Raw genomic sequence first — 21053 nt, forward strand, 5'->3', positions numbered from 1 at the left:
CGTCCACGGGGCCGTCACCGCCCAACCCCTGCTCGCCACGACCAACAGAAAGGGAAGATCAGTCATGACAGCGAAGCGCGAGATCCTGGTCTCCGGCGGCGGCATCTCCGGCCCGGCGGTGGCGTACTGGCTCAACCGGTACGGCTTCTCCGTCACCGTCGTGGAGCGGGCCGGCGGGCTGCGCGGCGGCGGCTATCCGATCGACGTGCGCGGCACCGCGCTCGAAGCGGTCCGACGCATGGGGATCGAGCCCCGGCTGCGCGAGGTGAACGTGGACATGCGCCGCTTCACGTTCCTCGGCGCCGAGGGGGACGAGGTCGCCGTGCTCAACCCGCGCCTCATCGACGGCGGCGTGGAGGGCCGGGACCTGGAGGTGCGCCGGGGCGACCTGGCCGACGCCCTGTTCGCGGCCACCGGCGGCGAGGTGCGGTTCGTGTTCAACGACTCCATCAAGACCATGACCGAGACGAAGGACGGGGTGGAGGTCACCTTCGCAAGCGGTGCGCGGCACACGTACTGGGTGGTGATCGGCGCGGACGGGCTGCACTCGCGCACCCGGGAGGCGCTGTTCGGCCCGGAGGAGCAGTTCCACCACTACCTCGGCTACGTTTTCGCCGGCTTCACCATGCCGAACGTCCTCGGGCTCTCCCACGAGGCGGTGCTGTGGAGCACGCCCGGCAGGGCCGCGGTCCTCTACGCGCCCGGCGACGAGAGCGAGGAGGTGCACGGGTTCCTCAACTTCGCGCGCAAGGACCCGCCGTTCCACGCCTTCCGCAACCCCGAGGCGCAGCGGGACCTGGTGGCCGAGACCTTCGCCGACGCGGGATGGAAGGTGCAGGACCTGGTGGCCGCCATGCGCGAGGCGGACGACCTGTTCTTCGACACGGTCAGCCAGATCCGCATGCCGCGCTGGTGGAAGGGGCGGGTGGCGCTGGTCGGCGACGCGGCGTACGCGCCGTCGTTCCTGACCGGGCAGGGCACCAGCCTCGCGCTCGTCGGGGCGTACATGCTGGCCGGGTCGCTGGCCGCGTACCCGGACCCCGAGGCCGCCTTCGCCGCGTACGAGCGGGAGACCCGCGAATTCGTCACCCTGAACCAGGCGTTCGTGGACGACGGCGGCAGCCACATCTTCCCGGCGACCGCCGAGGACATGGAGCGGCGCGACGCCATGCTGCGCGAGCTGGTGGAGGCGCCCGCCGCGCAGGAACGTCCCGCGCACTCGGCGCTCATCCTGCCCGACTTCACGCCCGGCGCGCACCTGCTCGACGGCGCCGCGGGAAGCTGAGCCGCACCGAAGGGAACGGCGGGAGGCCCGCGGCCGTTGATCCCTTACGTACGCCGCCCGACGAAGGAAGGTTCACACCAGGTGCGCGGTTCGGTTTTCGGCAACCTCGACCCCCGGCAGCTCCCTCCCGGGTTCGCGCTGGAGAACGCCAAGATGCTGCGCGTCCAGCTACCCGACGACGTGCTGGCCAAGCAGGGCTCGATGGTCGCCTTCCAAGGCGAGATGGACTTCGACTACGAAGGCGGCGGGCTCGGCAAGCTGCTCAAGAAGGCCGTCACGGGCGAGGGCGCCTCGCTGATGCGCGTACGCGGCCAGGGCCTGCTCTACCTCGCCGACAACGCCGACGACATCCACCTGTTCTACCTGGAGAACGAGGGCATCACGGTCAACGGCCGCAACCTGCTCGCCTTCCAGCCGCAGCTGTCGTGGGACATCAAGCGGGTGCAGGGCGCGGGGGTGGCGGCCGGCGGGCTGTTCAACACCACGGTCACCGGCACGGGGTGGGTGGCGGTGACCACCCACGGCACGCCGGTGCTGCTCGACGCGTCGCGCATGCCGACGTACGCCGACGGGCAGTCGGCGGTGTGCTGGAGCACCTCGCTGCAGGTCGGCATCAACCGGACGGTGAAGATGGGCGCGCTGATCGGCCGGGGGAGCGGTGAGGCCATGCAGCTCGCGTTCAGGGGGCAGGGGTTCGTGCTGGTGCAGGCCAGCGAGGGGCCGCCGGTGGTGAAGGCGTCCGCCTAGCTCGAACAGGCGGGCGTGGGGGCGGTGTTGGCGCCCTCGTACGAGCCGAGGAAGCCGAACGTCGTGGACGCCCCCGGCGCGAGCGAGCCGTTCCACGCCGCGTTCCGCACGGTCACCGACGAGCCGTCCGCGCTCAGCGTGCCGCCCCAGAGCTGGGTGAGGTGCTGGCCATCGGCGTACGTCCAGGTCACCGTCCAGCCGGTCATCGGCTCGGCGCCGGTGTTGGTGACGGTGACCTCGCCCTGGAAGCCGCCCTGCCACTGACCTGTCGTCTTGTACGTGGCCGTGCAGTCACCGTCGGGCACGGTGGGCGTGTCGGTGGGGGTCGGGGTGCCGGACAGCGCCTCGACCAGGGCCGGATACCACTTGTCGGCCATCTTCTGGTCGCCGGCGGCGTTCGGGTGCACCCCGTCGTAGGTGTCGGTGGCGGTGTCGAAGCCCGTCCACTGGTCGACCACGGTGATCGGCGACTGGTCGGTGGTCGTCGCGGCGGCCCAGGCGGGGATGGCGTCGTTGAGCGCCACGGCGCGCTGGGCGCAGTCGGGGCAGGTGGCCGGGTTCATCGGAATGATCTTGGCGACGAGGATCCGCATGTTGGGGTTGCTCGCCCGCATCTGGTTCACCAGCGTGGTGAACGCGCTGATGATCGTCGCGGGCGGGATGTTGCTCCACACGTCGTTGGTGCCGAAGTGCATGAGCACGATGTCGGGGCGCGTGGCCGAGAGCCAGCCGGGCAGCAGGTTCTGGTTCGCCACGTTGGTGGCGAGGTAGCCGCCGTGTCCCTCGTTGTCGCCGTCGTGCTCGACCCCGCAGCCCTGCGGCGGCAGCGTGCCGACGAAGTCGATGTTGGTGTGGCCGGTGCTCAGCAGCCGGTTCCACAGCAGGGCGCGCCAGCAGCCGGGGGAGCCGGTGATCGAGTCGCCGAGCGGCATGATCCGTACGGCCGCGGCGTCGGCCGGCGTCGTCGCGAACAGCACGGCCGCGATCACGGCCACCATCCCGGCCAGCACGGCACCGATCTTGCGCATGGTCCGCTCTCCCGTCGTCAACCTGCGCGCAGATCGTAAATTTCGCCTATGGGTGCGGAAAAGGGAATGATCGGCTCACCCGGGGCGACCTGGGGAGACGCATGTAACTTTCACGTTTGCGTGCGCGGGCCGGGCCCGCTCGGGGCGGGGGCCGCGCGGGGTAAGGCGTCAGACCGGTGCTCCGGGCTGCGACGCCGTGTCGGGGGCGCGGACCACCGCGAGCGGGCAGGGCGCATGGTGCAGCATGGCCTGGCTGATCGACCCGAGCAGCATGCCCGCGAGCTGCCCCCGCCCGCGCGAGCCCACCACCAGCAGCTCGGCGCCGGCCGCCGCCTCCTTCAGCACCTCGACAGGATGCCCGTGCACCACCTCGGCGGTCACCTCCACGCCGGGATGTTCGGCGCGCAACGGGACGAGCGCGCTCTGCAACGCCAGCAGGTGACCCTGTTCGCTGTCGTCGTCGGCGGGTTCGAAGCCGCCCGGCTGGGGCCAGGCCCACGCCTGCACGACCCGCAGCCGCGCCCCGCGCAGCTCGGCCTCGGCGAAGGCGAACTCCAGCGCCTTGCCCGCGCGGGCGGACAGGTCGGTGCCCACCACCACCTCGCCGGGCGTGGCGGCGCGGTCGCGGATGAGGACGACGTTCGTCTCGGCGTGCGCGACGACCCCGTACGCGACGGAGCCCACGAGCAGCCCGCGCACGCCGCCGAGGCCGCGGCTGCCGACGACCAGCAGCTCGGCTTCGGCGGACGCCTTGACCAGCGCCGCGCGGGGATCGCCGGGGAGCAGGACGGTCTCCACGCGGACCTGGGGCCGCTCGCGCAGCGCGCGGTCCTTGGCGGAGGTCAGCACGGACTGCGCGTTCTCGCGCATCCACCGCGCGACCTCGGCGTACCGGACGGAGGTGCCCTCCTCACACACCCACGCGGGCACGACGTGGGCGACGGTCAGCGGCACCTGGCGCAGCGCGGCCTCGGTGGCGGCCCAGCCGGCCGCCTCAAGGCCGGGGCGGGAGCCGTCCACACCAACGATGATCACGCTCGGCTCCTCAGGACTGGACGTAGCATTCCACCTCGGCGCGCCGGAACGACAGCCCCTTGGCTTCGGAGTCGCGGACGCAGGCCCGCTCGGCGGCGCTGAGCTTGAGCGTGCCGCAGACGGTCACGCCGGCGTAGGTGCGGCAGTCGAGGGTGGGGTCGGTACGGCCGACGCGGTAAAGCTCTCTGACGTTCGCGCGGCACTTGGCCTTGCCGGTATCGGAGTAGCGGCACTGGGCCATCAGGATGTCGTACTGCTCCTGGCTGACCTCGTGCTGTTGCATGCCGTCCCCGGCGGCGGCGGTGGCGCCGGATGCGGCCATCACGACGAGTAGTCCTGCGACAGCGGCGATTCTCATCATGTTTCCCCTGATGGGGTCCGTACCGCTGAGAAGTGCCCCCAAACCTTTTCGGGTGGGTTTGGGACCTTGGCGGGGGTGGGTACGATCAGCGCCGTCCGAACGCGGGAGCCCGGTGGAGACCGGGCTGAGAGGACGGCTGCGAGCCGCCGACCGCCAGAACCTGCTCCGGGTAATGCCGGCGAAGGGAGTTTGCGCGATGAGCGACGCGCGCTTTTCCAAGATCTACTGCGGTGAACTCCGGGTCCCGATGCGCCAGGTGCGCCTGTCGAACGACAAGACGGTCACCCTGTACGACACCTCGGGCCCGTACACCGACCCCTCCTACGAGCCCGATTTGCGCCGGGGCCTGCCGCGCCGCCGGGCGGAGTGGATCGAGGAGCGGCGGGCGGCCGGCCATCCGGTCACCCAGGTCGCCTGCGCCCGCCGGGGCCTGGTGACCAAGGAGATGGAGTTCGTGGCGGTACGCGAGGGCGTCTCGCCGGAGTTCGTCCGCGAGGAGGTGGCCGCGGGCCGGGCCATCATCCCCGCGAACGTCAACCACCCCGAGTCCGAACCCATGATCATCGGGCGTAACTTCCTCGTGAAGATCAACGCCAACATCGGCAACTCGGCGGTCACCTCCTCCATCGAGGAGGAGGTGGAGAAGATGACGTGGGCCACCCGCTGGGGCGCCGACACGATCATGGACCTGTCCACCGGCGCGGACATCCACGAGACCCGCGAGTGGATCCTGCGCAACTCCCCGGTCCCGGTCGGCACCGTGCCGATCTACCAGGCGCTGGAGAAGGTCAAGGGCCGCCCTGAGGAGCTGTCGTGGGAGGTCTTCCGCGACACCCTGATCGAGCAGTGCGAGCAGGGCGTGGACTACGTGACCGTGCACGCGGGCGTGCGGCTCGCGCACGTGCCGCTCACCGTGGGCCGCAAGACCGGCATCGTCTCGCGCGGGGGCTCGATCATGGCCGCCTGGTGCCTGGCGCACCACCGCGAGAGCTTCCTGTACGAGAACTTCGCCGAGATGTGCGAGATCCTGGCCCGCTACGACGTGTCGTTCTCGCTCGGCGACGGCCTGCGGCCCGGCTCGATCGCCGACGCCAACGACGAGGCCCAGTTCGCCGAACTGCGCACGCTGGGCGAGCTGACCAAGATCGCGCGCGAGCACGACGTCCAGGTGATGATCGAGGGCCCGGGCCACGTGCCCATGCACAAGATCAAGGAGAACGTCGACCTCCAGCGCGAGCTGTGCGACGACGCGCCGTTCTACACGCTCGGCCCGCTCGTCACCGACATCGCGCCCGGCTACGACCACATCACCTCGGGCATCGGCGCCGCCATGATCGGCTGGTACGGCACGGCCATGCTCTGTTACGTCACCCCCAAGGAGCACCTCGGCCTGCCGGACAAGGACGACGTGAAGACCGGCGTCATCACGTATAAGATCGCCGCCCATGCCGCCGACCTGGCCAAGGGCCATCCGAAGGCGCAGGAGTGGGACGACGCGCTGTCGGACGCGCGCTTCGAGTTCCGCTGGGAGGACCAGTTCGACCTGTCGCTCGACCCCGACACGGCCCGCTCGTTCCACGACGAGACGCTGCCCGCCGCCCCCGCCAAGACCGCGCACTTCTGCTCGATGTGCGGGCCGAAGTTCTGCTCGATGCGGATCAGCCACGACATCAGGCAGGCCGGTTACGCGGCGAAGGCGGCCGAGTTCCGCCGCCTCGGAGGCACGATCTACGTGGAGTGACACATTGTCCAATTGTCCAGAGCCTGTCCAAAACCGCAGGTCTGGACAAAGTTCGCGGGATATCCGGCCCATTCGATGGCACGGTGAGGAGCGAGCCCGGCAGCGGGGTGCCGCCGGGCGTTCCTCACACCACCGGAAAAAGGGGGATTTCCTGTGTCCATCACTGCTCGTATGGCCGGCCTGCGCAAGCGCGCGGCGGTCGTCGCCGCCGCGTCCGCCGTCGCCGTGGGGCTCGGCGCCGGGCTCGGCGCCACGCCGGCCTCGGCGGGCGTCCACCGGGGGGTGGCCGGGTGCTTCGCCTGGTCATGGGGAGACGGGAACACGTCGGTGACCGTTTACTGGCACAACCGGTGCAAGACCAAGCACAAGATCACCATCAAGTACAGCCTGGGCTGGACGACCAAGACCTACTCGGCGAACGTCGCCGGGGACGGCAAGGGTCACAAGAAGTTCCAGACCGCCTCGATCGTGTCCATCAAGGACTCGGGCCGCGTCTAACCGGGGAGCGTCTCGCCGCCGATCGGGGCCAGCACCTCGCCCGTGTAGTACGAGGACAGCCGGTCGGAGGCGAAGAACACGTACGAGGGGGCGATCTCGTCCGGATGGGCGGGTCGCCCCATCGGCACCTGCTCGCCGAACTTCTCCACTTTCTCCTCCGGCATCGTGGCCGGGATGAGCGGCGTCCACACCGGTCCTGGAGCCACCGCGTTGACCCGGATGCCGCGCTCGACCAGGTTCTGGGCCATGGAGTAGGTGAACGCGTTGATCGCGCCCTTCGTGGCGGCGTAGTCGATGAGCGACTTGTTGCCGCGCAGGCCGTTGATCGACGAGGTGTTGATGATGGCCGCGCCCTCGCGCATGTGCGGGAGCGCGGCCTTCATCACGCGGTAGTAGCTGTGGATGTTGACGGCGAACGTGTGCTCCCACTGCTCGTCGTCCAGCTCCTCCAGGCCGCTCACCGGCTGCTGGTAGGCCACGTTGTTCACCAGCACGTCCAGGCCGCCCAGCTCGGAGACGGTCTGCTCGACGACCGAGACGCAGTGCGCGCGGTCGGCGAGGTCTCCGGGCAGCAGCACGCAGCGCCGCCCGGTCTCCTCGACCAGCTTGCGGGTGTGCGCGGCGTCCTCGTGCTCGCTCAGGTATGCGATCGCGACGTCCGCGCCCTCCTTGGCGAACGCCACGGCGACCGCCCTGCCGATGCCCGAGTCGCCGCCGGTGATGAGCGCCTTCTTGCCGGCGAGCAGGTCACGGCCGACGTAGTCGCGCATCTCGTCGCGCGGCTCCGGCGCCATCTCGCCGGTGCTGCCCGGGTAGGGCTGGTTCTGGGGTGGTGGTGTCTGTGACATGACCTGCGGGCTGCCCGCGGTCAGGTATGGCTAACGCCTCTCATCGGACGAATCCCTGTGACCTGAGCCAGTCGCGGGCCACCAGCACGGGCATGTCGCCGTCCACGTCCACCTGCGCGTTCAGGTCGCGCATGACGTCGTCGGTCAGCTTCGCGCTGATGGGCGCGAAGATCTTCGCGATCTCCGGGTGCGCGTCGAAGAGCTGCCGCCGCATCGTCACCGCCGCGTTGTACTGCGGGAAGAAGTGCCGGTCGTCCTCCAGGAGCACCAGGCCGAGCGCCTTCACCCGGCCGTCCGTGGTGGTGACCATGCCGAACGTGCACTGCCCGGTGGCCACCGATCGGTAAAGCACGCCGACCGACAACCTGCGCACGTTGGCCCTCGGCACGTCCTTGCCGTACTGCAGGCCGTAGCCCCGCAGCATGCCGAGGAAGCCGTCGTCGCGGCCGAAGGTCTCGTGGTCCACGCAGAACGTGCGCTGCGGCAGCGGCACCTTGGTGATGTCGGAGATCTTCGACAGGCCCCACTTCTCGGCCGACGCCTTGGTGACGCCGAGCGCGTAGCTGTTGTTCAGCGGGGCGGGCGGCAGCCACACGATGCCGTTCTCGCGCAGGTCCAGGTCGCGTACGGCCTCGTACTGCGCCTGCGCGCCCTCCACCGGCTTCTGCTGCCCCAGGTAGGTGATCCAGCCGGTGCCCGTGTACTCCCACATCAGGTCGGCGTCGCCGCGGATCAGCGAGGCGCGGGCGTTCACGCTGCCCTGCACGTTCGTCTGGTCCACCACGTCCGCCCCGGCCGCGGTGAGGGCGACCACGGCGATCTTGCCGAGCACGAGCTGCTCGGTGAACTCCTTGGAGGTCACCCGCACCCGCTTGCCCTCCAGATCGGGGATCGGGCGGATGCTGCCCGGCTCGATCGGCGGCACGAACGACGACGCCGGCCGCAGCCCGCACCCGGCGGCACAGAGCAGGACCGCGAGGGCGGCGGCGAGAGCCCTCATGTGAGGCCCTTCGGGGACAGCAGGCGCTGCGCCAGCCCGGCCCCCCAGTCGATGAGCAGCGCCAGCACCGCGATCAGCACGCATCCGGTGACCAGGATCAGGTTGCGCTGCGTGCTCACCCCGGTGGTGATCAGGTCGCCGAGCCCGCCCGAGCCGATGAACGCCGCGATGCCCGCCGTGCCCACGTTCAGCACCAGCGTGGTACGAATGCCCGACAGGATGACCGGCACCGCCATCGGCAGCTCCACCTTGAACAGCACCCCCGACGCCGACATGCCGATGCCGCGCCCGGCGTCCACCAGGCGCGGATCCACCTGCTCCAGGCCCACCATCGTGTTGCGCAGCGTGGGCAGCAGGCTGTAGGCGAACAGCGCGGCGACCGCCGTCCAGAACCCGATCTGGAACAGCACCGCGAGCAGCACCACCAGGCCCACCGCCGGGGTGGCCTGGCCCAAGTTCACCAGCGACAGCACCACCGGCGTGGCCTTGCGCAGCGCGCCCCGCGTCAGCAGCACGCCCAGCGGCAGCGCCACCGCGAGCACCAGCACGGTCGAGAAGAACACCAGCTGGATGTGCTCCCACGTGCGGCGCATCAGGAACGGCAGGCTCAGCGAACCCCGCTCGATGCCGTCGAGCGGCACGATCTGCGTGTAGCCGACCATCGCGGCGGCCACCGCCAGGTAGCACAGCGGGGGCAGGAACGCGCGCCACGACCGCCCGATGCGCGGCTCCGGAGTGGTCGCCTGCCTCTCGGCGGCGCTGTCGACCGTCATCCGGCACCGCTCCTCTTCAGCCGCCGCTCCCGCTCGCGGGCCTTGATCGACTGGACCGCGTTCTGCACCGTGCTCAGCGACAGCGCGCCCGCGTACGTACGCCGCCTGCCCTCCACCGGCAGGATGTCGGTGTCGGCGTTGAGCAGCGCCTCCAGCGCGTCCTGCAAGGTGCTGCGGTGACTGATCGTGCCGGTCACGGGGGCGCCCGCCGAGCCGGCAGGACCCGTACGGCCCTCGAGGTCGGCCGTGCTCACCCAGCGCAGCGGGCGGCGCATCCCGTCGGTGATCAGCGCGTAGCCCCGGCCGTCGCGCTCGACCTCGCGCAGCACGTCGGCGCAGTCGCGGTCCTCCGGGAAGAACGGCACCTGGTCCAGCTCGATGTCGCCCACCTTGGTCAGGCGCAGCAGCCGCATCGATGAGCCGCTGCCGAGGAACTGCTCGACGTACTCGCTGGCCGGGTTCGTGAGGATCTCGGCGGGACGGGCGTACTGCACGATGTGCCCGGGGCGCTGCATGATCGCGATGCGGTCGCCGATCTTGAGCGCCTCGTCCACGTCGTGCGTGACGAAGACGATCGTCTTGGCCAGGTCGTCCTGAAGACGGAGCAGCTCGTCCTGCAGCCGCTCGCGGGTGATGGGGTCGAGCGCGCCGAACGGCTCGTCCATGAGCAGCACCGGAGGGTCGGCGGCCAGCGCCCTGGCCACGCCCACCCGCTGCTGCTGGCCGCCCGACAGGCGGCGCGGATAGGTGTCGCGGAACTGCTCGGGCTCCAGACCCACCAGCGTGAGCAGCTCGTCCACCCGCTCGGCGATGCGCTCGCGGTCCCAGCCGAGCATCTTGGGCACCTGGGCGATGTTCGCCGCCACCGTCATGTGGGGAACAGCGCAGGCCTGCTGGATGACGTACCCGATGTGGCGGCGCAGCCGGTCGGGGTCGATGTCGCGGGAGTTCTGGCCGTTGATGATGATGTCGCCCGACGTCGGCTCGATCAGGCGGTTGATCATCCGCATCGTGGTGGTCTTGCCGCAGCCCGACGGGCCGAGCAGGACCACGATCTCGCCCGCCGCGATGTCCAGGTCCAGCTCCTGTACGGCCGGCTCGCCGCCGCCGGGGAACGCCTTGGTCACCTTGCGCAGCTCGATCGGCACGCCGTGAGTCGTCGCGGCCGGCCGCTGGTCAGGCACGTGCACCTCCCGAGGCGGGCCGCCGGCTCGGCGTGGTGAGCCGGCCGATCAGCACGAAGACACCGTCGAAGACGAGCGCCAGGATCGCCACGCCGATCGTGCCGGTCAGCGTGGCGTTGAGCGCGTTCGCGCCGCCGAGCCTGGCCAGCCCGGAGAAGATCTGCTCGCCGAGCCCCGGGCCCGAGACGTACGCGGCGACCGCGCCGATGCCCATCGAGAGCTGCGTGGCCACGCGGATGCCCGTCAGGATCACCGGCCAGGCGAGCGGCAGCTCCACCTTGAGCAGCGACCTGCGGCGGCTCATTCCGATGCCGCGCGCGGCGTCCACCAGCAGGGGATCGACGTCGCGCAGGCCGACGATCGTGTTGCGGACGATGGGCAGCAGGGCGTACAGCACGATCGCCGTCACCGCAGGGGCCACGCCCAGGCCGAGCGGCGGGATCAGCAAGCCCAGCATGGCCAGCGACGGCACCGTGAACAGCACCCCGGCCGCCGCCGTGGCCAGTGCCGAGGGCCTGGGGCGGCGGTAGGTGGCCACGCCGATGAGCACGCCGAGCACGGCCGCCACCAGCACGCATTGGGCGACCATGCTGGCGTGCTGCCACGTCTCGAAGACGATGAGATCCCACCTGTCCTCGATGTACTCCCACAGTGTCATCGCCTGACCTCTAACCGTGACACCCAGCATCAAACGCCCCATCTGTCACTTCTTGCACAAAGATGGAGCGGGGAGGGTTGCCTGCTGCGGTGCTCTTGACCTGCGGCAGAAGGCATCGGCCAGTCCGGCGGCGCCCGCCTCCTGCGCGGCCGGCCCGCCAACCGCCGGCGCCCGATCCTTGACCGCTACCTGATCCCCGCCATGGCCTGCTGATGCGGCGGTTGTCCCCCTTGAGAGCTACCGGAGGTTGTCCACCGAGCGGTGACGACCGGCAGGGGGCCGAAACCATACCGTTCTCTGTGTCGGCGGCGATCAACGAAATCGCCCGCCGGCACCGCCGGCCGGACCAGCCCGGCGGCCTGACATCTCGCTTGGGAGGACGACATGAAGCGCACGTTCAAGGCAGCCGCCGTGATCACTCTGTGCACCGCCGTCGGGATGGGCATCGCCGCCGGACCGGCCGCCGCCGCTCCGCAGACGTGGGACCCGCTGGCCGGCACCGGCCTGTCGAACTTCGACCCGTTCGGTGGCAAGCGCAAGGCCGACCCGTTCGTCGGCACCAAGAAGATCAAGGTTGCCGGCAAGTCGGTGAACGTGTCGTGCTCCGGTCGTCCCGCCACGGGCCGCAAGCCGGTGATCGTGCTGCTGGCCGGCATGGGTGACGGGCTGGACAAGCTGGCCTCCCTGCAGAAGACGCTGAGCAAGAAGAACCGCGTCTGCTCCTACGACCGGCTCGGCGAGGGCAAGAGCGACAAGCCGACCCGCAAGCAGACCTTCGCCGACACCGGGCGCATCCTCACCGGTGTGCTCGACCGGGTCGCCGGCCGCCAGCCCGTCGTCCTCGCCGGGCACTCGCTGGGCGGGCTCATCGCCGCCAGGTACGCACCCGAGCACCGCGACCGCGTCAAGGGCCTGGTGCTGCTCGACGCCACCCCCTCCACCATGCAGCGCGACGTCAAGACGGCCATCCCCAAGTCGGCCACCGGCCCCGCCGCCGAGCTGCGGGCCCAGAACCTCGCGGTCTTCCAGGGGCAGAACCCTGAGATGCTGGTCGTCCCCGACGGCAGGGTGCGTTCGGCCGGGCGCATCCCGGTCGAGGTGATCCGGCACGGCAAGCCGTACCTCGCGGCGATCCCGACGTACGGGCCGAAGCTGGAGAAGGCGTGGGCCGCCGGCCAGCGCAAGTGGCTCGCCCTCTCCCGCAACAGCCGCCTGACCGTGGCGAAGAAGAGCGAGCACTACATCTACGTCGACCAGCCCGAGCTCGCCGTCAAGGCCATCCAGACCGTCGCCGCCAAGGCCCCCCGCTACGCCCGCTGACCCCGCCCTCGTTGCCGGGGATCCGGTCGGCGCGGCCGGCGGGGCAACCTGGCGCAGGGCGCTGAGGCTTTCGGCGCGGACGCTGAGAGGGCGGGCGCAGGCGCCGAGGCGTCGGTGCGTGGGTGGCGGGAGGGCCGGCGTAGGGGCCGGGCGTCGACACGGGTGCTGGGTGTCGGCGTAGGGCTGGGTGTCGGCGCTGGTGCTGAGCGGCCGACAGGGGTGGAGGTGGGGTGAGGGAAGCCGGCGCGGCCTTCAGCGGAACGGCGAGGGTGCTGAGGGCCGCGCCGGCGCTGGGAGAACCGGCGTTCGGCCGGTTGGGTGAACTCGGGCCGGGGCTGCCGAGCGGCACGGCCGCCGTACGGGAAGTGGTCCTGCCCGTGCGGCGGCCGGTTCGCGCCAAAGGGGAGGCATCGGCGCCCCGGCCCGTGGGGCGGCCGGTCCCCGTTGAGCGGGGGCATCGGCGCCCGGCACTGTGCGGCGGGTCGGCGTTGCCGGCTGTTCGTGCCGTTCCTGCCTTTCGTGCCTTTCTGTTTTCGCGGCTGAGTCGCAGGCGGGTTGCGTGCTCAACACTCCGGCCACAACGCCGGAATTATTCGATTCGTGGGGGTTTGTGCGGGCGCAGGGAGGGTTTTTCGGGTTTTTGCCGGGGTTGGGTGGGGGATGCTCGACAAGCGGCGCTTCGTGGTGATAGTCAGGGACTTGACCTGCGAAATCAAGCTTGTGCCGTCGAGTGCGGCGACCGGTCCTGGCGTGATGTCCGGTCGTTCGGCGTGCGGGCTGCTTGCGTGAACAAGGGATACTCTCATGCTTGAGCGCATTCATGAGATACCGGGCGTCAGGCTGAGTGCGGACGAATATCTGGACGATTTCTGGCCTAATTTCCGGAAAATAGATGACGTGTTCTGGAAGCTGGAGCGCATCCAGAGTTTCCAGGAGACGGGCGAGCCGAGCTGGGTCGCGATGATGGAAGGCGACTGGGACCGGTCGCTGAAGCTCATCGACGACAAGCCGATCGGGTGGTTCGACAGCCGGGGCGGGCTGATGCGGGAGTACGACCGCCCGGCCGAGAGCTTCCTGCGCAGGCGCATCAGGATCGTGGAGCAGCCCGTCACGCCGTACCTGCAGTGGGAGATGCACGTGCTGGCGCTGCGGGTGGCGACCGTCGAGCAGGTGCGGGTGCTCGACGCGGGCGAGGTGGCCGAGCTGGAGGGCGGGCGGCGGCTGCCGGAGCTGGTGGTGCTCGGCACGGTGGTGATGTACGAGGTGACGTACGACGAGACCGGTACGCACAGCGGGGCACGGCGGATCGACGACCGGGAGGTGATCGAGGCCTGCCACGGTGAGCTGGACAAGTTGTTCGCCGCGGGTGAGGACTTCCGCTCCTACTACGACCGGGAGATCGTGCCGCTTCCCGCGCCCCGGGTGAGCGTCTGACTTCCCCCCGCCGGATGAGCGTCTGACGCAGCCCCCGAGCGCCCGGCGAGGCCTACAGTGGCAGGCCGCCGGTGGCCGCGGAGGTGGAGCCGGTGGCCTGGTATGCGGCGATGGTGCGTTCGGCGATGCGCATCTGGTGGATCTCGTCGGCTCCGTCGGCGAAGCGGGCCCACCGGGCGTGCTGGAACATCTGGGCCAGCGGCGTGTCGGTGGAGTAGCCGAGCGCGCCGTGCACCTGGATGGCGCGGTCGACGATGCGGTTGAGGCTGCCGGCCACGAAGTGCTTGGCCATGGAGACCTCCGTACGGAAGTCCTCACCCTTGTCGATCTTGGACGCGGCGTGCAGGACCATGAGCTTGCACTGGTAGAGCTCCATCGCCGAGTCGGCGATCATCCACTGGATGCCCTGCTTCTCGGCCAGCAGCGAGCCGTGGCTGTAGCGGTTGAGCGCGCGGTCCACCATCATGTCCAGGGCGGTCTCGGCCTGCGAGATCCAGCGCATGCAGTGTGCGAGGCGAGCCGGGCCGAGGCGGTACTGGCCCAGCCGGTGCCCGTTGCCCCGGCCGCCGAGTACGGCGCTGGAGGGCACCCGCAGGTCCTTGATGACGATCTCGCTGTGCCCGGTGGAGCCGTGCATGGTCTCGATCTCGCGGACGTCCTGCCAGCCGGGGTTGGGCAGGTCGATGATGAACGCGGTGTTGGCGCCCCGCGACCCCTCGGGCACGTCCTTCTCCGTACGGGCGATGAGGATCGCGAAGTTCGCCCGGCGCGCGTTGGAGATGAACCACTTGTGGCCATTGATGACCCACTCGTCCCCGTCCTGGACGGCCTCCGTACGGATCAGGGTGGGGTCGGAACCGGCCACCTCCGGCTCCGTCATGGCGAAGCAGGACATCACCCGCCCTTCCAGAAGCGGACGGAGGTACTTCTCCTTCTGCTCGTCGTTTCCCCAGTGCAGCAGCGTGTGCATGTTGCCCTCGTCGGGGGCCTGGCAGTTGAGCACCCACGGGCCGATGCGGGTCTTGGCCGCCTCCGACTGCACCATGGCCAGCTCGACGTGCCCGAGCCCCATGCCGCCCCACTCCTTCGGCATGTGCGGCAGCCACAGCCCCTGCTCCTTGGCGAGGGAGCGGAGGTGGAAGATCGTGCGCAGGTACGCCTCGCGGTCTCCTTCGGGCACCTCGTCCATGGCGGGGATGACCGTGCCCTGGATGAACGCGCGGACCCGCTTGCGGATCTCCTCGTGCTCGGGGGCGAGGGTGAAGTCGATGGCCATGCGGTCGTACCTCCCAATGCGCGGGACGGCTGATCCCCAAGGGCGATTTCACCGATAGTACTATCGGTGAAATTCCGCACAAGACCCGCGGGAGAATCGACCGATGACGAGCACGCCGCTCACCAGGAGCGAGGCCAAAGACCTGACCAGGCGCAGGCTCCTGCGCGCCGCCCTGACCATCCTCGACGAGGAGGGCGAGGCCGGGCTCACCACGGTCAAGGTCGCCAAGGCCGCCGGCATCGCGCAGTCCAGCTTCTACGTGCACTTCAAGGACATGCAGGAGCTGCTGCGGGTGCTCGCCCAGGAGGGCGGCGAGCGGCTGCGCGCCTCCATGCGCGAGGCGCGCCGCAAGGCCCGCGAGGCTCCGGGCGACATCGACCTCCATCGCGAGACGTTCCGCATCCCGCTGGAGGCCATCTGCCGCCATCCCGAGCTGTTGCGCATCCAGCTCAGGGCGCGCCACGACCCCTCGTCCTCGCTGCGCGACTTCGCCAGGGAGACGGCGGACGCCTACCGCGACCATCACGCCGCCGACCTGGCCGCGCTCGGCTATACCGCCGACGACGAGCGCGACAGGCGGCGGCTGGAGATGATCGCCGAGGGCATCAACGCCGCCACCAACGCGCTGGCCATGGGCCACCTCGAAGGGCGCTACCCCGATCTCGACGAGGCGGCCGACATCCTGACCGCCCTGTCCCGCGGCGCCCTGCGCCTCCTCAGATCGACGGCCGGCAAGTCCGCGTCGCCGGGAGGCCCGCCGCAGGAGCCGGAGGGCTCCCCGGCTTCGCGCGCGGAAGCGGGCTCGCGCGCTGATGCGGGCTCGCGCGCTGATGCGGGCTCGTGTGCCGAGGCGGGCTCGTGTGCCGAGGCGGGCGGGCCCGTTTCAGACGGCTCGGATCCCGAGATGAGCGAGCCCGCCCCGCACGGCTCGCGCCCGGCACGAAGCGCCCCCGCCTCAGCCGGGGAGTCCGGCTGAGGCGGGGGCGGCGGGTGGGGGCTCCGGTGAGGCGTGGACCGGAGCCCTGAGGCGGTCGTCAGAACGTGACGGCGGACGCCAGCGCCCCAGCCTCGTCCGCCGTCAGCCGGCCGTCCGCCACGACCGTGACCACCCGCCGCGACAGCGTGTGCTCGAAGGTCAGCGGCGTGTCCCACGCCAGCGCCTGCCCCACCCCCGGATATTCCGCCACCCGCACGAACCACGGGTCGCCGTCGGCCTGCACGAAGACGAGCGTCCAGTCGCGCCCCTCGGGCGTGGTGCCCGACATCGCGATCCACGGCTCCCTGCTGCCGTGTACGGCCTGCTCGTCCCCGGGCAGCGTGACCCGGTCGACGGAGGTGCCGGGCGCCCGCCAGAAGAAGCCGCCGTACCCGGCGCCGGCCCGGCCCTTGGTGGCCGAGCTCTCGATCTTCAACGGCTCCCCGGTGAGGTTGGTCAGCGTGAACGCGAAGTCCAGCGCCCACGCCTCGCCCAGCGGCCGCGCGGCCACCGTGCGCTCTTCGCGGACCAGCGGCCCGCCGGGGCCGACCCACTCCAGCAGCTCGGTGAAGCCGTCGTCGTCCAGCCGGGTGAAGGCCAGGTGCCGCTGCGTGCCGTGGTTGTCCAGCCAGGTCGGCCCCTGGTCCTTGACGTACGTGCGCCCGCCCCAGAAGTTGGCGCCGCCGAGGTCGGAGATCGCCACCCCGGCGCCCAGGTGGTGCACGTGGTCCTCGGGGCGCACCTGGGTGACCTCCACGCCGCCCAGCGTGCGCACGCCGTGCAGGTACGGGCGCGGCGAGTCGGTGGCGGGCAGGTCGGGACGGAAGTCGTAGGCGGCCACCTCGGTGCCCGACACCAGCAGCGACACCCGCGTCCACGGCGCGTCCAGCTCGGAGTAGAGCGCCAGCTCGGCCGCGCTGCGCCGGGTCAGCTCGACCACGCCGGGCAGGACCCGCCCGGAGACCTCGCCGCCTGTGTCCCTGAGCACGATCTGGTGCCGCTCGGGGATCGGGACCGGCTCGGGCGACAGCCGGATGGCGTCCACCACCTGGGTGAACCGCTCGGTCGCGGCCAGCGGCGCCAGCAGCTCCGCGCCGGTGCGCACGTGGTCAATGAGGTTCTCCAGCAGCCCGGTACGCTCGTGCACGGTCGTGACGACCGACCCGTCGGTCAGCTCCACCACGAGCCGGTCGTTGGTGTAGGTCAGCGTGGCCTGGCCGCGCTCGCCGTGCACCACCAGGTACGGCTCGTGCCGGGGCACCGACTCGGGCGCGCACAGCGTCACCGCGATGGTGATGACCAGCCCGTCCTCCAGCCGGATCCGTACGCAGGAGGTGTCGTCGGACTCGATGGGGTGTGCGTGGTACAGCTCGGTCTCGATCCCGGCGATGGGGGCGTCCACGAGGGCCAGCGCGGTGGCGATCGCGTGCGCGAACGGGTTGGTCAGCGCGCCGTCCATCACGTCCACGCCGTTCAGCCGGCGGCGACCGGCCCAGGGGGCGCGGGTGAAGTACGCCGAAGGACGCTCCCAGGCCCCGGCCCCGCCGATGCCGCGGATCCGGCCGAGCGAGCCGCCCGCGATGATCCGCCGCAGATGGGGGATGGCGGCCGAGCCGAGCGACTGGAAGCCGACCTGGCAGGCGAGGCCGGTCTCGGCGACGACCTCGGCGATTCTGCGCTGCTCGTCGAGGCTGGGCGCGGGCGGCTTCTCCAGCAGCACGTGCGTGCCCGCGCGCAGCGCGGTGATCGCGAGGTCGGCGTGGGTGTTGATCGGCGTGCAGATGATGGTGAACTCCGCGCCGGTCTTGGCGATCAGCTCGCCCAGGTCGGACGACTGCGGCGGGTCGCAGAAGTCCACCTCGACCGGCCGCAGGTCGCAGATGCCGACCAGCTCGACGATGCCGCGCTCGGACAGCTCGCGCAGGATGCCGAGGTGGTGGCGGCCGTGTCCCTGCGCCCCTGTGAGGATCACCTTGGCCGGCGCCATCACGACCACCTCAGCCCGAGCCCGGCGTGGTCGCCCGCGCGCAGCACGCCGTCCGACACCCGCACCGGGTACGGCTCGGCGAGCAGCCCCAGCCGGGCGAAGGAGGCGTCCTCGACGTCCTCCACCATGAGCGGCTGCGGCAGCGCCAGCGCGAGCTGCCCCGACACCTCGCTCAGCAGGTGCGGGTAGACCGGCACATCGTAGGTGCGGGCCAGCTCGGCGATGCGCAGGAACGGCGTGATGCCGCCGACCCGCACCACGTTCGGCTGCACCACGTCGCACGCACCGGCGGCCAGCAGGTCGCGGAAGCCGTAGGTGGTGTAGACGTTCTCGCCGACGGCGATCGGCACGTCGATGGAGCGGCGCAGCTCGACGTGGGCGGCCACGTCGTCGGCGGGCAGCGGCTCCTCGATCCAGTACAGGCCGAACTCGCGCAGCGCGGCCAGCGCGCGCCGGGCCCTGTGCAGGTCCCAGCGCTGGTTGGCGTCGATCATCAGCAGCCGGTCGGGGCCGATCACCTCGCGGACCGCCGCCACCCTCTCGACGTCCTCGGCCAGGTCGGGGCGGCCCACCTTGATCTTGACGCCGCGGTAGCCGGCCGCCACCCAGCGCCTGGCCTGCTCGACCAGCTCCTCCAGCGGGTAGTGCAGGTTGACGCCGCTGCCGTAGACCGGCACCTCGTCGCGCCGCCGCCCCAGCACGTCGGGCAGCGCCTGCTCGCCGCAGCGCAGGTCCCACAGCGCGAGGTCCACGCCGGCCAGCGCGACCGTGGTGACGCCGCCGGGGCCGGCCTCGCGCAGGTGCCGCCAGAGCCGGTCCCAGACCACCTCGGGGTGCGCGGGCGCGCCGATCAGCGCCTTGCGGATGTCGTGGTCGAGCAGCGCCTTGACGGCGTGCGCGCCGATCTGCGGCGTCCACGAGAACCCGGTGCCGGTGCGCCCGTCCTTCAGCGTCACGTGGGTGACGATCACGTGGTTGTACGGCACGTCCGCGCCCCACGGGCGGGGCAGCGGGACCGTGCGCAGCTCGGTACGCAGCTCCGCGATCGTCATGACGCCACCCGGTCAAGACCGACCTTGATCAGCTCCTGCAGCTCGGCCAGGTGCTCCTCGGACACCTCGACCAGCGGCGGCCGCACGCCGCCGACGTCCAGGCCGCGCAGCCGCACCCCGGCCTTGATCAGCGACACCGCGTACCCCGGCACCTTGCCGCGCAGCCGGACGAGCGGGGCGTAGAACTCGGTGAGCAGCCGCTCGTCGCCGTTCAGGTAAGCGAGCGCGATCTCCGGTGCGAACGCGAACACCGCGCTGGAGTACAGGTGCACGCCGATGCCCCGGTAGGCGGGCATGGTCAGCTCGGCGGTCGGCAGCCCGTTGAAGAACTGGAAGTCGGGGTGGTTCTCGCGCACGGCGAGCACGGTCCGCTGCATGCGGTCGATGTCGCCGACGCCGTCCTTGAGCCCGATCACGCCCGGGATCTCGGCCAGGCGGACCACGGCGTCGGGTTCGAGCACGACCGAGCCGCGCTGGTAGATGACCACCGGCAGCACCTCGGCCACGGCCCGCACGTACGCCTCGAAGCCGTGCCCTGGGCCCTGCGCGAGGTAGGGCGGCATGAGCAGCAGCCCGTCGGCGCCCGCGTCCTTGGCGGCGCGCGCCTGCTTCAGCGCCGCGCCGATCGGCCCGCCCGCCCCCGCGAACACCGGCGCTCGCCCGGCCACGACCTCGGTGGCCACCCGCACCACGCGGGCGTGCTCGTCCTCCGACAGCGCGGAGAACTCGCCGGTGCCGCAGGCCGCGAACACGCCGCCGGGGCCGTGCTCCATGCCCCTGCGCACGTGCTCGGCCAGCACGTCCTCGGCCAGCGCGCCGCCGGCGTCGAAGGGGGTCACGGGGAAGAACAGCACACCGCTGAGTTTCATTCGGTCTCATCCTTGAGTTCGGTACGCCAGCTGCGCTTGGGCCGCCAGCCGAGCAGCCGCTCTGCCTTGGCGGTCGAGAAGGCGGGGGTGGTGCCGGTGAGCCCGTCGGCGAACCCCTCGGTGCCGGGCACGACCTGGGGGAGCAGGTCGGCCAGCGGCTTCCTGGCCAGCGCGTCGGCGGCGCCGGCGAAGAACACCTCGCCGTTGGGCAGCTCGGGCAGCGCCTCGGCGAGCACGGCGATCATCTCGGCGGCGTCGCGGGAGTCGATGTAGTTGAACAGCGACACCCCGCCCAGCTCGGGCCGGTCGAGCCGCTCGCGTACGGTGTGGCCGGACTGCGTGGGCGCGCCCGCCCACTCCTCGGGCGGGATGACGAAGCACGGGCGCACGGCGGCCATCTTGGTCGTGCCGGCCTCCGCGAACGCCTTCATCGTGTGCTCGGCGGTCACCTTGGACAGGTTGTAGGCGTTCCAGGGCTTGACCGGGTGCTCCTCGTCGATGGGCAGGTAACGGGGAGCCCAGCCGCCGGGGGCGCCGTACCCGATGACGGTGGGGCTGCTGGCCAGCACCAGGTTCGCCACGCCGAGCGCCACCGACGCCTCGCACACGTTGAAGGCGAGCTGCGTGTTGACCTTGAAGATCACCGACTCGGGCCGGCTGAACGGCGTCGCGATGGCGGCCAGGTGGATCACCGTCTCGGGACGGAATCTGGCCATCACCTCGAACGTCTCTCCCGCGTCGGTGAGGTCGGCCGGTAAGGTGACCGCTGCCTCCGCGGGCGTACCGGGGGCCCGGTCGACCCCGATGACCTCGTGCCCGGCCGCCGCGAGCGTGGTGACCACGCTGCGGCCGAGGCGTCCTGCGCTTCCGGTGACGAGGACTCTGCTCACCGTGTGGGGCTCCTTCAAGACTGCAAACAGTTGCACTAAACCTTTGTGTCAGGAAGGGTGAAGCGTCAAGAGGTGATTTCGTCACCGCACG

Annotated in this window: 20 protein-coding genes and 1 riboswitch; of the genes, 7 read left to right on the forward strand and 13 right to left on the reverse strand. The window is 71.0% G+C overall.

Features of this window, described 5'->3' with window-relative positions; translation table 11 throughout:
- Nucleotides 1-64: 64 nt before the first annotated feature.
- Both ACFMQL_RS20765 and ACFMQL_RS20770 read left to right on the forward strand, forming a co-directional pair.
- Nucleotides 65-1285, forward strand: coding sequence for an FAD-dependent monooxygenase (locus ACFMQL_RS20765; protein ID WP_364060546.1), 1221 nt, complete (start codon nt 65-67; stop codon nt 1283-1285).
- 81 nt (nt 1286-1366) lie between these two features.
- Entirely contained in the window at nt 1367-2032 is a 666-nt protein-coding gene (locus tag ACFMQL_RS20770; protein WP_364060549.1) for an AIM24 family protein, read from the forward strand.
- Here ACFMQL_RS20770 and ACFMQL_RS20775 read toward each other — a convergent pair.
- The 3 genes from ACFMQL_RS20775 to ACFMQL_RS20785 all read right to left on the reverse strand — a co-directional run bounded on the left by ACFMQL_RS20775 (nt 2029) and on the right by ACFMQL_RS20785 (nt 4456).
- The gene (locus ACFMQL_RS20775; protein ID WP_364060552.1) at nt 2029-3060 is read right to left on the reverse strand and encodes a cellulose binding domain-containing protein; all 1032 of its coding nucleotides are present in this window, start codon (nt 3058-3060) and stop codon (nt 2029-2031) included. The genes ACFMQL_RS20770 and ACFMQL_RS20775 overlap by 4 nt on opposite strands.
- Nucleotides 3061-3228: 168 nt before the next feature.
- Nucleotides 3229-4095: a universal stress protein gene (locus tag ACFMQL_RS20780; protein ID WP_378786664.1), complete on the reverse strand. Its 867-nt coding sequence runs from the start codon at nt 4093-4095 to the stop codon at nt 3229-3231.
- Nucleotides 4096-4105: 10 nt separating this feature from the next.
- Nucleotides 4106-4456, reverse strand: a complete 351-nt coding sequence (locus tag ACFMQL_RS20785; protein ID WP_378786666.1) for a hypothetical protein — start codon at nt 4454-4456, stop codon at nt 4106-4108.
- A gap of 91 nt (nt 4457-4547) precedes the next feature.
- Nucleotides 4548-4660, forward strand: a riboswitch (TPP riboswitch).
- Here ACFMQL_RS20785 and thiC point away from each other — a divergent pair.
- Both thiC and ACFMQL_RS20795 read left to right on the forward strand, forming a co-directional pair.
- Complete coding sequence (gene thiC, locus ACFMQL_RS20790) at nt 4653-6197, forward strand: phosphomethylpyrimidine synthase ThiC (protein ID WP_378786667.1); 1545 nt, start codon at nt 4653-4655, stop codon at nt 6195-6197. (Overlaps the previous riboswitch by 8 nt.)
- A 153-nt stretch (nt 6198-6350) precedes the next feature.
- On the forward strand, nt 6351-6695 hold the full coding sequence (locus ACFMQL_RS20795; RefSeq protein ID WP_364060561.1) for a hypothetical protein: 345 nt from the start codon (nt 6351-6353) through the stop codon (nt 6693-6695).
- On the opposite strand, the gene ACFMQL_RS20800 is transcribed toward ACFMQL_RS20795, so the two are convergent.
- From ACFMQL_RS20800 to ACFMQL_RS20820, 5 genes are read right to left on the reverse strand one after another with little or no spacing between them, the layout of a single operon-like run.
- Nucleotides 6692-7543 (reverse strand): SDR family oxidoreductase, encoded by an 852-nt coding sequence (locus ACFMQL_RS20800; protein ID WP_364060564.1) that lies wholly within the window; start codon nt 7541-7543, stop codon nt 6692-6694. The two genes, ACFMQL_RS20795 and ACFMQL_RS20800, sit on opposite strands and share 4 nt — an antisense overlap.
- 40 nt (nt 7544-7583) lie before the next feature.
- Nucleotides 7584-8543, reverse strand: coding sequence for a glycine betaine ABC transporter substrate-binding protein (locus ACFMQL_RS20805; protein WP_364060567.1), 960 nt, complete (start codon nt 8541-8543; stop codon nt 7584-7586).
- Nucleotides 8540-9316, reverse strand: a complete 777-nt coding sequence (locus tag ACFMQL_RS20810; protein ID WP_364060570.1) for an ABC transporter permease — start codon at nt 9314-9316, stop codon at nt 8540-8542. Before ACFMQL_RS20810 ends, ACFMQL_RS20805 begins: the two co-directional genes overlap by 4 nt.
- Nucleotides 9313-10500, reverse strand: a complete 1188-nt coding sequence (locus ACFMQL_RS20815; RefSeq protein ID WP_378786671.1) for an ABC transporter ATP-binding protein — start codon at nt 10498-10500, stop codon at nt 9313-9315. The genes ACFMQL_RS20810 and ACFMQL_RS20815 overlap by 4 nt, the downstream gene beginning before the upstream one ends.
- Nucleotides 10493-11158, reverse strand: coding sequence for an ABC transporter permease (locus ACFMQL_RS20820; RefSeq protein ID WP_364060576.1), 666 nt, complete (start codon nt 11156-11158; stop codon nt 10493-10495). The genes ACFMQL_RS20815 and ACFMQL_RS20820 overlap by 8 nt, the downstream gene beginning before the upstream one ends.
- 384 nt (nt 11159-11542) lie before the next feature.
- Between ACFMQL_RS20820 and ACFMQL_RS20825 the strand changes: the two genes are divergently transcribed.
- Nucleotides 11543-12478, forward strand: coding sequence for an alpha/beta fold hydrolase (locus ACFMQL_RS20825; protein ID WP_378786673.1), 936 nt, complete (start codon nt 11543-11545; stop codon nt 12476-12478).
- 804 nt (nt 12479-13282) lie between these two features.
- Nucleotides 13283-13912, forward strand: a complete 630-nt coding sequence (locus ACFMQL_RS20830; protein WP_364060582.1) for a DUF6879 family protein — start codon at nt 13283-13285, stop codon at nt 13910-13912.
- 52 nt (nt 13913-13964) lie between these two features.
- On the opposite strand, the gene ACFMQL_RS20835 is transcribed toward ACFMQL_RS20830, so the two are convergent.
- Nucleotides 13965-15188: an acyl-CoA dehydrogenase family protein gene (locus ACFMQL_RS20835; RefSeq protein WP_364060585.1), complete on the reverse strand. Its 1224-nt coding sequence runs from the start codon at nt 15186-15188 to the stop codon at nt 13965-13967.
- A gap of 103 nt (nt 15189-15291) precedes the next feature.
- Here ACFMQL_RS20835 and ACFMQL_RS20840 point away from each other — a divergent pair, with 103 nt between their 5' ends.
- Nucleotides 15292-16164: a TetR family transcriptional regulator gene (locus ACFMQL_RS20840; protein ID WP_378786676.1), complete on the forward strand. Its 873-nt coding sequence runs from the start codon at nt 15292-15294 to the stop codon at nt 16162-16164.
- Nucleotides 16165-16222: 58 nt separating this feature from the next.
- On the opposite strand, the gene ACFMQL_RS20845 is transcribed toward ACFMQL_RS20840, so the two are convergent.
- The 4 genes from ACFMQL_RS20845 to ACFMQL_RS20860 are packed head-to-tail and all read right to left on the reverse strand — an operon-like array spanning nt 16223 to nt 20962.
- Nucleotides 16223-18151 (reverse strand): DUF6807 family protein, encoded by a 1929-nt coding sequence (locus tag ACFMQL_RS20845; protein WP_364060591.1) that lies wholly within the window; start codon nt 18149-18151, stop codon nt 16223-16225.
- On the reverse strand, nt 18151-19203 hold the full coding sequence (locus ACFMQL_RS20850; RefSeq protein ID WP_364060594.1) for a mandelate racemase/muconate lactonizing enzyme family protein: 1053 nt from the start codon (nt 19201-19203) through the stop codon (nt 18151-18153). The genes ACFMQL_RS20845 and ACFMQL_RS20850 overlap by 1 nt, the downstream gene beginning before the upstream one ends.
- Nucleotides 19200-20072: a 5-dehydro-4-deoxyglucarate dehydratase gene (locus tag ACFMQL_RS20855; RefSeq protein ID WP_364060597.1), complete on the reverse strand. Its 873-nt coding sequence runs from the start codon at nt 20070-20072 to the stop codon at nt 19200-19202. The genes ACFMQL_RS20850 and ACFMQL_RS20855 overlap by 4 nt, the downstream gene beginning before the upstream one ends.
- Nucleotides 20069-20962 carry an NAD(P)-dependent oxidoreductase gene (locus ACFMQL_RS20860; protein WP_364060600.1) on the reverse strand — a complete coding sequence of 298 codons (894 nt, stop codon included), beginning with the start codon at nt 20960-20962 and terminating at the stop codon, nt 20069-20071. Before ACFMQL_RS20860 ends, ACFMQL_RS20855 begins: the two co-directional genes overlap by 4 nt.
- Between the last annotated feature and the right edge of the window lie 91 nt (nt 20963-21053).

The sequence above is a fragment of the Nonomuraea fastidiosa genome (assembly GCF_042751225.1).
Taxonomy (GTDB): Bacteria; Actinomycetota; Actinomycetes; order Streptosporangiales; family Streptosporangiaceae; genus Nonomuraea; species Nonomuraea fastidiosa.